We start from the raw sequence: 12,150 nt of genomic DNA, 5'->3' as shown, positions 1-12,150 counted from the left end.
GAAGGCCATAAAACAGAAGGGGCTGCCTCGCAGTCATTTTCGACTTTTGAGACAGCCTCTGCTGACATGAACGCCTCGTTCTACTGGGCTGCCCAGAATTCAATCGAATTGCCTGGCAGCGTTATGCTCACATTGCTTCCTGTCACATTGCCGAGCGGTAGATCGGCAGTATTTTTGTCATAACGGTGGCCTGCTAGTGTGTACGCGCCTCCAAGATCCATGTTGAATGTGTACGACCCGCCGCCTCTGTTCGTCAGTGCAAAGACAAGTTTGCCCTCTGGCGTTTTCCATGCCATGATGCGGTTGTTAAGTTGAACGGTTGACTCGTCTACCTGATAGCGCACCGAATTCCATGGCATATATTTCACAAATCCTGCGACGGCATGCCAGTTGGTTTTGATATAATCGAAATGCCCTGGCTGGATTTGGCTGTACTTGGAGAAATCCGTATCGTCGGCCGGTCTCCACAGACCCAGTCCATAACCTTCTGATTCCGCGTTATACGTTGGTTTTAGCGCATGCAGCCAGAACCAAGTCGGCGAATTCTCGAACGTCATCCAGTTCATGATGGACTGGGCTGTATTCATCATTTTGTCAACGCTCGTTGTGTTGTCCAGATACTCAAACTCATTGTTGAAAACGGGTTTGCCGGCTGTGTTTGCATTAAAATAAGCGGCATTCGTAATTTGCTCATTGGATGAAGTACCAATTTTATGCCAAGTCCACCCATCTACATATTGAAGTGTCGCGGGATCATTGCGAGTTAATGCCGAACCTCTGCCGTATTGCCCACTCAGACTTTCGGCTTGAATGAACATATTCGGGTATTTCGCTTTCACTTTGGGAGCAGCGATTTTAAACGTATTATAGTACTGCGAATCCGTGTATACAGCCGAAGAGTAAGGTGTCGAATAGGCAGGCTCGTTTTGCAATCCCCACATGACAACAGGTATTCCTTTGCTTTCCAAGTAATCAATATCCCTTACCAAAGCATCTCCAAACTCGTTCAAGAAAGGAGCATCAAACTGTTTCAAGCTGCCTCCGATATAACTTCCATTCGATTTCCAGTAAGGAGCCGGGGACCAATATTCCGCTGCTACCCCTTCCATACCGGACTGCTCAATCATCTCCTTTAGTTCATCAGCTTGGCCTGGGAATCGTTCCACGATGTTATTCTGATCGGGCGTCAACCCGCGGAAATAAAGCCCCATTGCCAAACGCGCATAACGGAAGCCCTTCAACATATCGTTATAAAACCGTGTTTTCTCGGATGGAACCAAATCGTGAGGAACGCTCGTCGTCTTCTCAGGCAATCCGTTATTGCCGGATCCGATGCTGTCGCTTTGAATTTCCACGCCTAAACCTAGAATTGTTTGTTTCGGAATATCTGGGCGGATCTTGTAATTGCCTTGCGGAGGTTTAGGAAGCATATCCTCCGGTACGGCTGGACCGAATTTAATGGCATCTGCGATGACATAGCTGCCATTGGCATTATCCGATAATTCCACATACCCGCCGTTTCCAGCAGCAAATGTGTGATTGCCGAGCACCTTCCATACGCCTCCAGGCGATTCCTGCTCGTTCACATAGTACGTCTGATCTCCTGAAGCATCATGAACCGTGAATGGGGCGTCGTTCACGCGGTCACTTGTCCCATCCGGGATTCTATAATAGACCGCATAGGTGCCCGCTTGCGGCAAATTGGGGGTCCACCTCATCGTTGCCGCTCCCGTACCCGTTGGTTTGGTTGCATAATTCGAACCATAATAGTTGGGCTTAAATGTACTAATATTCCATATTCCCGTTGATGTCGCAGCTGTATTATCCACAATGACTTCTCCAAGTGGGACCACATACTCGAATTTCACTGCGTCTGCAATGACAAATTGGCCGTTAGCATTATCCGATAACTCGACATACCCGGCTGATCCTGCACCGAATGTATGACTCCCCAGCAAAACCCATCCTGCGCTGGGCGATACCCGCTCATCAACACTGTAGGGATGGTCCCCTGTTGTATCGTGTACGTTGAACGGAGCATTGCTTGCCCGATCGCTTGCGCCATCCGGGAGCTTGTAATAAACCTTGTATGTTCCGGCGGTCGGCACATTTGGCGTCCATTTTACTTTTGCTGTTCCACTCCCGGATGGTTTCGTCACATAGTTCGTCCCATAAAAATTCGGTTTAAAGGTGGATGATGTCCATGAACCGACAAGCGCTGCATCCGTATTGTCCACAATGATTTCAGTATTGGCTTGAACGATACTACTTCCGCCTGGGCCTATATTACTGAAGAAAACGCTTACCATTAATACAAAACTTAACAAAGACAACAAACCAAACTTTACTTTACTCATATTTACGCCTCCCCATTCGTTTAATGACCAGCTACAATCTTCCTTACTCTCTCATGAGCTGCTTATCCCCTCCCAACTAATAGGTCTCATCAGATGTATGCGTTTTCAACGATGTGTATTTAGAATAGTTCATATTCCTGCGTTGATATATACATGAAAACAAGAAAAAAGTACGTTTATTGTATAATTACCTGCAAAATGTACACAAAAAACGGTCGGTCATCCGCCCGAAATCTATAAAGACAAACAGCCCCTCCGGATGGGGGAAGTTCGTCTTTTTCGATCCAGGAACGCGCAAGCCGGCTTGGCACATCAGCACGATCATCTGTCCACGGTGGTGAATTTCGTGCGAGATCAGAAAAATGGTTATCCTTTGATACCGCTTGAAGTGATGCCTTCCACAAAGAACTTTTGAGCGAAAACGAATAGCAGGATTGGCAATAAGATAACAAACGCAGCACCAGCCATTTGAAGAGAATAGTTAGAACCATACTGTGTTGAAAAGTATTGAAGTCCGACGGTTACCATTTGCTTCTTCTCGCTTGAAATAAAGATAAAAGGAGTTGCATAGTCATTCCAAATATAAACGAAAGAAAATACAATCATTGTCATCAAGGCTGGAACCGCAAGGGGGAGGATGATTCGAAAATAAACACGATAATGGGAGCATCCGTCAATGATGGCTGCTTCCGTGAGTTCCTTGGGAATTCCCATGAAAAATTGTCTCAAAAGAAATAGAAAGAATACATCAAACACAGCTGGAATAATTAGCGCCCAATGCGTGTTGATTAAATGCATATACTTATAGATTAGAAATCTGGCTACGATTGTTGTATCGGGTGGAATAGCTAATGTGGACAAGGAGATAAGCAGCAGGATATTTCTTCCTTTGAAATTCAATCTGGCAAAGGCATATGCGGCCATGGTAACGACGATCCCGCGTAATACAATCGATAAAGCCACCACTTTCAACGAATTTCCGATCCAGAGAAAGTAATTCGGAGAGGTTAATAAAGTTTGATAATTCCCCCAATAAATCTGATCGGGAATCAGATGTTTAAGCGGTTCGTTAAACGCTTGAGCAGTCGTTTTAAGAGAAGCAGATATCATAAAGATAAATGGAAACATCATCATCAACGCTGCAATCAATACAAATATGGAGTAAGAGAGAGTAGCGATAGATCGTCTGCTTTTATGGATGGATGGCTGAGTAGATTTCTTTGCTATTAATAATGCACCCATTTTTTCTGCCCTCCCCATTGGACCACTGAAATAACCATAATAATCAGAAACAGGACGATTGCTTGTGCTGCAGCATAACTATAGTGATTGAATGAAAAAGCCTCTTCATAAATATTGAGTGAGCTTACTCGGGAAGCTGTCCCAGGGCCGCCTTTGGTCAGTGCGTTGAAAATCGTGAAATTTTGAAAAGAACCGATCGTCGCTGTTATGATCAGAAAAAAGCTTGTAGGAGAGACAATCGGCAAGGTAATACGAACCAATTTGGTAACCTTCGATGCTCCATCCATGTCAGCTGCTTCGTATAAATCCTTGGACACACCTTGTAATGCCGCCAAATAGACAATCATTTGAAAAGGGAAATTCAACCAGACGGCGACCATTGCCGTTGTAGGAATTGCCATTTGGCTACTAGCAAACCACAATGGCGGATTAACAATCCCTAGTCCCTTGAGCAAGGCGTTCACAACCCCTCCGAATGGATCGAACAGCAATGAAAACACCATTGAAATCGCAACGATGTTAGCCACATAAGGCATTAGAAACAAAGATCTGCTAAAGCTCTTCAAATAGAAATGTTTGTTCAAAAGCACAGCAGCAATAAATCCAACGACCGTAAGACAGGGGACATAGAGGAGTGTATAATAAAAACTTTTGAGATAAGATGAGATTGCAATGGGGTCATTCCATATCGCTGTATAGTTGGATAAGCCCACCCATTGAACAGCGTTCAATGGTTTGAAATTATTCAAGTCCACGAAGCTAATAAAAAAGGCATAAAATAATGGCGCAAATTGAAAAATGAGAAATCCCATAAAAAAAGGTAATACAAATACCAACGCGGCTCGTGCCTCTTGTTTCTCCAGACTTCCGATATTTCTCTTTATTTTAAGCTTAGGCATGATATGACTCCTCCTGAAACAAAGGAGCACCCTATCTTCAGAAGTGCCCCTTTCGAATGGATTAGATGATTAATTCTTCGAGGTTTTAGCCTTTTCAATAGCTTCGTCTGCACGCGATTTGATTGCTTTAACCGCATCATCCAGTGGTTTTTGTCCTACAAGATACGACTCGCCTTCCTGTAAAATAATTTTCCCGTATTCCGCAGCAATCGAACCCGTAATTTTCTCTGGTTTGAGACCCAGATTAGGCGTCAGAAATACGTCTTTGAGATCCTCCGTCGTAATCCCATCTGCAGCAGGGAATTTAGCTGCCATTTCTTGGAAAATCTTATCCGTATCTTCTTTGGTTAAATCCACACGCGCTGGCGTTCCGGAGCCGCCATATTTATATTGATTGTCTGCAAGCCAATTCACGAAATCTGCTGCTTCCTTAGGATGTTTGGAATATTTATTGATGCCATTTCCTGAAGTAATGCCGATCATGTTCTTTCCATTAGGATCAACTGGCGGCTGCGTGATACCAACCTTCCAATCGCGTGGATAGGTCTTCATATCTATTGGCGCAAAAGCAAACCATGTACCCGTAAATTGCATTGCATATTTGCCATTCATAAAGGCATCATAAGGAATTTTCTTTGACTTTGTTTCAAGCCAGCTCGGTTGAATTTTCAATTTATTTCCCAGATCACCCAACCACTGTAAAGATTCTTTAAAGGCAGGATCATCATAATTCGATGTACCATCCGCTTTATAACCGCTAATGCCTCTCTGGGCTGCTAATAAATAAAAGGTATTATCGTAATCAGGGAAGCTTGAACCATAGATCCCTTTGCTTGAATCCGTTAATTTCCGGGCTGTTTCCACATATTGATCCCATGTCCATTCGCCCTTTGGATAAGGCACTTTGGCATCATCAAAAATCTTTTTATTATAAAATACGGCCCATGTTCCAGCCCCAGTTGGCAGCATATAAACTTTATCGCTGAATTTGGTTAAATATTTTCCGAATTTCTTCTCATAATCAACACCTGCATCCTTATAAATATCATTCAAGGGAAGGAGAAACCCACTGTTTGCGTATTTAGCATGTATGATTGGGTTCTGTAGAGGGATAACATCTACGGTCCCAGACGTCGAGAGATCAATATCGATCTTTTTGTAAATGACATCTCCATCACCAGCAACGGTTTCTAACTCCACGGTGTTGCCCGAATATGCCTTATAAGCCTCTAATAGTGTCTTTGTTGCTGGCAAGTTGGCATTGCCAGAAGTCGAATACCATTTGAGGGTTACGGCTTCCTTTTTGGCAACAGGTGCGGCCATTTCCGTACTAGCTGGTGAAACGGTTGGGACCGAGCTTGATGCGCCGCCTGCATCATTCTTGCTGCTGCAGCCTGCTAGAGACAAGCCGATCATTCCAAAAATTAATAATGAAACGCTTGCAGTTCTATACTTATTTTTCTCCACTTTTTCATACCCCTTTTCGTTTGGACATCTATTGCCTCTTTACTATAATTCTTTAAAACATCCGTTCAAATGTAATATCTTTCGAATTTTTAACCTTTCTCATCATCTATCCAATAGAACATCATTCAATTTGTAAAATATAAAGAAAAAATGGTTTTTTTTGCACTCTGGCAGGTGGCTGCCAGCGGTTGAATCATTCATGTTAACTTTATTCAAACGTAACTTAGTAATGTCCTAATTCCAGATAGTGATTTTGTGATGTAGTTAGAGTGAGCATAATTCCATTCATAAAAGGAGCTGTTACCTTTGAAATTGCATTATCTAAGCTGCGCAAAAGCGTGGACGGAAGCGCTGCCTATCGGAAATGGCCGACTGGGCGCTATGGTTTTTGGCGATCCGGAAGCTGAGCATTTGCAGTTAAATGAAGATACCCTGTGGTCAGGCCAAGGTCCTGTCGACGGAAACAATCCGAACGCGAAGCGCGTTCTCTCAGAAGTACGCGAGCTGATAGCAGCAGGGCGCTACGCGGAAGCGGACAAGAAGAGCAAGGAGATGATGGGGCCTTACAATCAATCTTATATGCCGCTTGGCGATCTTCACCTGAAATTCCGCCACGGGGGCATTGTTCAGGCCTATGAGCGCAGCTTGGATTTGACAGATGCCATCGCTAGAGTGGCGTATCAGATTGGCAATATTGCGTATACGCGTGAAATGTTTGCTTCCTATCCGGACCAAGTCATTGTGATCCGTATCGAGGCAAGCGCTCCGGGCGCTCTGAATTTCACAGCTCGGCTGGATAGTCCTCATCCGTATCGAACAAGCTTTACAGCAGATCATCTGTATTTGCAAGGTATTTGCCCGGAGCATGTTGATCCTAATTATTACGATAGGGACCATCCCGTCGTATACGGTGAACCCAAAACAACGGAAGCCATGCGGTTCGAGGGGCGTATTGGCGTTCAGCTTGAGGGCGGCGCTTATGCGATTGATCATGACGGGCTTCATATTCAAAGCGCCAAGGCGGTTACGCTGCTGTTCAGCGCGGGAACCAGCTTTCAGGGATATGATAAGCCGCCTGCCAAGGAAAGCGGTGAAATAGCTGCTGCAAATGAGGAGCGCCTGCAGCAGGCGATGGCCAAATCCTATGAGCAGTTACGGCAAGCTCATATAGATGACTACACGGCATTATTCAATCGCGTGGAACTGAGGCTTGGCGCTTCCGAGGAGGCAGAGCGAATGCCGACTGACCGGAGAATCGCCGAGTATGGAGCGAAGGATGCCGGGCTCGTGGAGCTGCTGTTTCAATATGGCCGATACTTGCTGATCGCAAGCTCTCGCGCAGGGTCACAGCCGGCCAATTTGCAAGGCATTTGGAACAAAGAATTGCGCCCGCCATGGAGCAGCAATTGGACGTTGAACATTAATACCCAGATGAACTACTGGCTAGCAGAAACGTGCCATTTATCCGAATGTCACGAGCCGCTTCTTGGGTACATACAGAATTTGTCCAACAACGGCCGGAAAACGGCCGAAGTGAACTATGGCTGCAGAGGCTGGGTCGCGCATCATAACGCAGACATCTGGTGCCAGTCAGCGCCTGTCGGGGACTATGGCCAAGGCGATCCGGTGTGGGCGCTATGGCCAATGTCGGCTGCCTGGCTGTGCCAGCACCTCTGGGAGCACTACGCGTTCACCCAAGATGAACGTTATCTTCGTGAGCAGGCTTATCCGATGATGAGAGAAGCGGCGCTTTTCTGTCTGGATTGGCTGCATCCGGACGAAAACGGCCATCTAATCACATCGCCCTCCACCTCGCCTGAGCATAAGTTTGTGACTGCGGATGGGCAGATGGCAGCGGTCAGTCAGGCAACGACGATGGATATGTCGTTGATTTGGGATTTGTTGACGAGCAGTATCGAGGCTTCGGCCATTTTGAACGTTGACGAGCCCTTTAGAGCTGAGATGGCAGCAGCGCGCGAGAAACTGAAGCCGATGCAAATCGGCAAGCACGGCCACCTGCAGGAATGGTCGAAAGATTGGGATGACGAGGATGTGCATCACCGCCATGTCTCGCATCTGTTCGGAATCTACCCTGGCCATCAATTGACGGAACTGGGAACGCCTGAACTGTTTCAGGCAGCAAGAACCTCCTTGGAGCGGCGTGGTGATGACGGGACAGGCTGGAGTCTGGCTTGGAAAATTTGTTTGTGGGCCCGTTTTCAGGACGGGAACCGAACGCTTGCGCTCATCTCCAATTTGCTGCAGCTAGTGAAGGAGAACGAGACGAACTACCATCACGGTGGGGTTTACGCTAACTTGTTCGATGCCCACCCGCCTTTTCAAATCGACGGCAACTTTGGATTTACCGCCGGCGTAGCGGAGATGCTGGTTCAATCTCATGCCGGCGAGATTTCACTGCTGCCCGCCTTGCCGGATGCATGGCCGACCGGCTTCGTGAGGGGCCTCCGAGCAAGAGGCGCGATGAGCGTTAGTCTATCGTGGGCAGGGGGCGCTCTTCAGGAAGCGGAAATCGAAGCGCAATTCGGCGGCAGCTGCCGTATTCGTACGAAGGGGATTTCGCTCACGGTCGATTCGGAAGGCACGCATGTACCTTACGAAGTTGTGATGGAGGGTGTCATCCGCTTCGATACCGAGGCAGGTAAACGATATACGCTGCGCAGCGTGTAAGTTCATACAACGGCGGACTCCATTCGGATCCGCCGTTTGATTTTATCTATACTTGATCGGTGATTCTCCCACATTTTTTTTGAATACTTTGCTAAAATAATATTCATCCGAGTAACCTACTTCTCGCGCGATTTCAGCGATTTTTAAATCCGTCGTTTTTAATAAGAACTTCGCTTGACTGATCCTAACTTCCGTCAAGTATTCAATTAAATTCTGGCCTGTCTCTTTTTTATAGAGATTGCTTAAATAGGCTGTAGACAACTGTAAATATTCGGCAACCTTTTCCAAGGACAGATCTTCTTTGTAATGCTTATTGATGAATTGTTTGGTTGTAAACACCCGCATATTCTCATTGTTATTTATCAACTGCTCAGTAAAACGCTGCTTCAAATGATGAATCCATTCGATGAAATCAACCTTTAAATTCATTGTATTTATATCCGTGTACATCTCTTTATTGACGATATCTTTGCCTGTTAGTTTGAATTTTTCCATAAAGGTCTGAAATAAATAATAAATGGAATAGCATAATCCAGTTAATAATTCCTTCGTTAAGTTATTGGATTGACGCATTTTCTGAATTAATAGATCTAGAGCGTCCTTAATCGCCTTAATGTCTCCATCCAGAAGCGCGAATTCAACCTTCCTCATTTCTGCAGAAATATCTTCGTTTTCTTGAATCGATATTCGTTTCATTTCACCATAATAAATATTGCTCCCCCTCGGTAAAATAAATTTGTATCCTATTGCTTCTTTCGCTTCCTTAAAGGCTTGCTTGATGTACAAATAATTCGAATGTCCATTGCTAATCCCCATGCAAACGGATGTGTTTAAATATTTTCGCAATGAAGTCCTCATATTGGTTGTCAACTCATGCAACCTTTCGCCACTATCCTCCCTCTCGTTTTTCTTTAAAGCGAAAATGACGACAAATTGTTTGGGATGAATACTTGCCACATGCCCGTAGGCATAACTGGATAAAACCTCCTCTAAGATGTTGAGAATAGAATAATCAAGCAAATGAGGCGCTTCCCCATATTTATCATAAATAGTCAAATCATCAACTTCGACGATCATACAACTGAGCGGTTTTTCCAAAAAATTCAAATTAAGCGCATTTAACTGCTGCAACATTTCATCGCTATTCTGAATAACACCTAGAAGCATATCTTTGAAAAACTTTTCTTTATGCAGGGCTGTATGTATAATTGGATATTCTTGTGCAACAGACGCATTCACAGCCCTATCTTTTGCTGCTGCTATTGAAAGACTTAACTCTTTCATAATCTGAATCAATTGCACGGGCTCCAACTCTAGTTTCAACATATAATCTTCCGCCCCATGCTTCATGGCTTCCTTGACATAAACCAAATCATCATACGCGCTTAATACGATAAATTTCGCCGGATGATTCTCTTGCCTTAATTGCTTGATTAATTCAATCCCCGTCATCACAGGCATTTTAATATCTGTCAAAATAATATCAGGTGAATAGGCTCTAGCCATCTCTAATGCTTTCTTCCCATTTTCCGCTTCACCCACAAGCTCGAATCCCAATTCTTCCCATGGTAGGATCGTTTTAATACCTATCCTGACAAGCGCTTCATCATCAACGATTAATATTTTCAGCAACTTTTTTCACCACCTACTCGGTATGCAAAGATTCATCACTAATATCCAAAGGAAGAACGATCTGAACTTTCGTATAGACACCTAATTGACTATCAATCTGAATGCCATAGAGGTCACCGCAGATCATTTTGATACGAAGGTTTACATTTTGTACACCAATCCCGCCTAAGGAATCTTCCGATCTGATACTACTCCCCAAAATTCGGGACACCTGAAAAGCCGACATTCCTACGCCGCTATCTTCAACTGTAATTTGGAGTGTTGTATGATCAGTGAATATCTTAATTTTAATAAAACCAGGCTCTTCCAGTGGTTCAATTCCATGAAATATGGCGTTCTCAACGATCGGCTGTAGAATGAATTTGACACATTTCTTAAGCAGCAGTTGTTCATCTATTTCATAAGAAACCTGAAATTTCTCACGATATCGCGTTTGTTGAATATAAATATAATCCTTAATCATGCTCAATTCTTCACTTACTGTTGTCAGCGCGCTTTGCTCTTTGAATGTATTCTTCAATAATCTTCCCAGAGCATCTACAACCTCTTTAATGCCGTCTGACTTTTGAATGATAGCCATCCATCTTATTGTATTCAAGGTATTGTATAGAAAGTGAGGTGTGATTTGTCCTTGCAGCGCCTTGATTTCCGCTTTTCTTTTCATGGCTTCTTCTTCTACTGCTTGGCTAAAAAGCGAATTAATCCGCTCAATCATGTAGTTGAAATTAACGCTAAGCAAACCAATCTCATCGATATTGGAAATGTTGGATTTCACCAGCAGATTGGAGCCTTTCACATCTTTCATCGTTAACGTTAACTTTTGGATAGGTTTTACAATCCCCGCTGAAATAAAAAACCAAAGCACTCCTGAAAACAGCAAAGAAAAAATACATACCGCAGTCGTGATTTTAAATACAACTTTATTATCCTTCGTCAACAGTTCGAGAGGAACCATTTGTACGATTTTCCAGCCATACTTATCCAAATCATAATTAGATACCAAATAAGATTTCCCGTTTTTCTTGATTTCGAAGTTCGTAAGATTCTTTTCTGTAGGCAGTATAATGCCATCCGACTCAAGACTCTGGGCGAGCTTCTCTTGCGGGTAGACGATTTTTCCAAGCTGATCAACAATATACAATTGACTTTGTGTATTGGGGGATGCCTTGCTTAAAATATCCGTGAAAACATTCGTATTTAAACTCAAATATAAGCTTCCAATGTTCCTGTTGTTAAAATCCCTGATCAATCGGGAGAGTGAAAACACCTGTTTAAACTGGGTCATTCTTGACTTATTATCATTGTCATGCACGCCAATCCAAAGTACGTTCCCTCCTAAATCCTCCGATTGTTTATACCAATTCGATGCTAGCAGCAGTTTCGTATCTATGGCGTAAGCATCACTCCCATTCCCATATCTAAATTCACTTCCGTTCATGCCAAAAATAAAAAGAGAAGTGACGTATTTATAATAATTTGAATAAAACGCTAAATTATTCATAACCTGATCCACTTTCTTATAATTGGCATAGTAGTCCAATGGATTGTTATTATCCGCGCTAATAGCCTGCTGAATATCTTCGTTTATAAAAATTAAGTCTGTTATTTTTTCTATTTCCGATAAATCCTTTTCAATGGAACTTCCAATATATAGAAGGTTTTCGTGGAATGAATCACTTACTTTCTCTTTTAGTATTTTCACGGATATGAAGTACGAACTTATGCTGATAGATGAAGTAGGTATAATCATAACGAACAGGAAGGAGATCATTATTTTATTGAAAATGCTCTTTTTGAAAAAGCGAATTGGATTCACTCCACCCTCCCCTTACCAAAAACTGTGCTAAGCTCAACAAATCGTTGAG

General features: G+C 43.6%; 8 protein-coding genes. 1 reads left to right on the top strand and 7 read right to left on the bottom strand.

Features of this window, described 5'->3' with window-relative positions; all coding sequences use genetic code 11:
* Positions 1–80: 80 nt before the first annotated feature.
* From BC351_RS28810 to BC351_RS28790, 5 genes are all read right to left on the bottom strand, one after another.
* The gene (locus BC351_RS28810; protein ID WP_079417504.1) at positions 81–2,357 is read right to left on the bottom strand and encodes a golvesin C-terminal-like domain-containing protein; all 2,277 of its coding nucleotides are present in this window, start codon (positions 2,355–2,357) and stop codon (positions 81–83) included.
* Between the two features lie 187 nt (positions 2,358–2,544).
* Positions 2,545–2,682 carry a hypothetical protein gene (locus BC351_RS28805; protein ID WP_079417502.1) on the bottom strand — a complete coding sequence of 46 codons (138 nt, stop codon included), beginning with the start codon at positions 2,680–2,682 and terminating at the stop codon, positions 2,545–2,547.
* Positions 2,683–2,723: 41 nt separating this feature from the next.
* Complete coding sequence (locus BC351_RS44450) at positions 2,724–3,599, bottom strand: carbohydrate ABC transporter permease (protein WP_158082262.1); 876 nt, start codon at positions 3,597–3,599, stop codon at positions 2,724–2,726.
* Positions 3,584–4,498: a carbohydrate ABC transporter permease gene (locus tag BC351_RS28795; protein WP_079417498.1), complete on the bottom strand. Its 915-nt coding sequence runs from the start codon at positions 4,496–4,498 to the stop codon at positions 3,584–3,586. The genes BC351_RS44450 and BC351_RS28795 overlap by 16 nt, the downstream gene beginning before the upstream one ends.
* A gap of 69 nt (positions 4,499–4,567) precedes the next feature.
* A complete protein-coding gene (locus tag BC351_RS28790) occupies positions 4,568–5,965 on the bottom strand; it encodes an ABC transporter substrate-binding protein (protein ID WP_079417496.1) in 1,398 nt (465 codons plus the stop codon).
* Between the two features lie 306 nt (positions 5,966–6,271).
* Between BC351_RS28790 and BC351_RS28785 the strand changes: the two genes are divergently transcribed.
* Positions 6,272–8,653 carry a glycoside hydrolase family 95 protein gene (locus tag BC351_RS28785; protein WP_079417494.1) on the top strand — a complete coding sequence of 794 codons (2,382 nt, stop codon included), beginning with the start codon at positions 6,272–6,274 and terminating at the stop codon, positions 8,651–8,653.
* A 42-nt stretch (positions 8,654–8,695) separates the two neighbouring features.
* Here the strand turns inward: BC351_RS28785 and BC351_RS28780 are convergent, their stop codons facing one another.
* Both BC351_RS28780 and BC351_RS28775 read right to left on the bottom strand, forming a co-directional pair.
* The gene (locus BC351_RS28780) at positions 8,696–10,285 is read right to left on the bottom strand and encodes a response regulator (RefSeq protein WP_079417492.1); all 1,590 of its coding nucleotides are present in this window, start codon (positions 10,283–10,285) and stop codon (positions 8,696–8,698) included.
* Positions 10,286–10,298: 13 nt separating this feature from the next.
* Positions 10,299–12,101, bottom strand: a complete 1,803-nt coding sequence (locus BC351_RS28775) for a cache domain-containing sensor histidine kinase (RefSeq protein ID WP_079417490.1) — start codon at positions 12,099–12,101, stop codon at positions 10,299–10,301.
* Positions 12,102–12,150 lie beyond the last annotated feature (49 nt).

It is taken from the genome of Paenibacillus ferrarius (assembly GCF_002027705.1).
Taxonomy (GTDB): domain Bacteria; phylum Bacillota; class Bacilli; order Paenibacillales; family NBRC-103111; genus Paenibacillus_E; species Paenibacillus_E ferrarius.
This window is presented reverse-complemented; position numbering and strand designations above follow the sequence as displayed.

Bases quoted from the DNA above. Each gene is read 5' to 3' on its own strand.
- BC351_RS28805 (WP_079417502.1), bottom strand. From the start codon at position 2,682: ATGATCGTGCTGATGTGCCAAGCCGGCTTGCGCGTTCCTGGATCGAAA.
- BC351_RS28810 (WP_079417504.1), bottom strand. From the start codon at position 2,357: ATGAGTAAAGTAAAGTTTGGTTTGTTGTCTTTGTTAAGTTTTGTATTA.
- BC351_RS28795 (WP_079417498.1), bottom strand. From the start codon at position 4,498: ATGCCTAAGCTTAAAATAAAGAGAAATATCGGAAGTCTGGAGAAACAA.
- BC351_RS44450 (WP_158082262.1), bottom strand. From the start codon at position 3,599: ATGGGTGCATTATTAATAGCAAAGAAATCTACTCAGCCATCCATCCAT.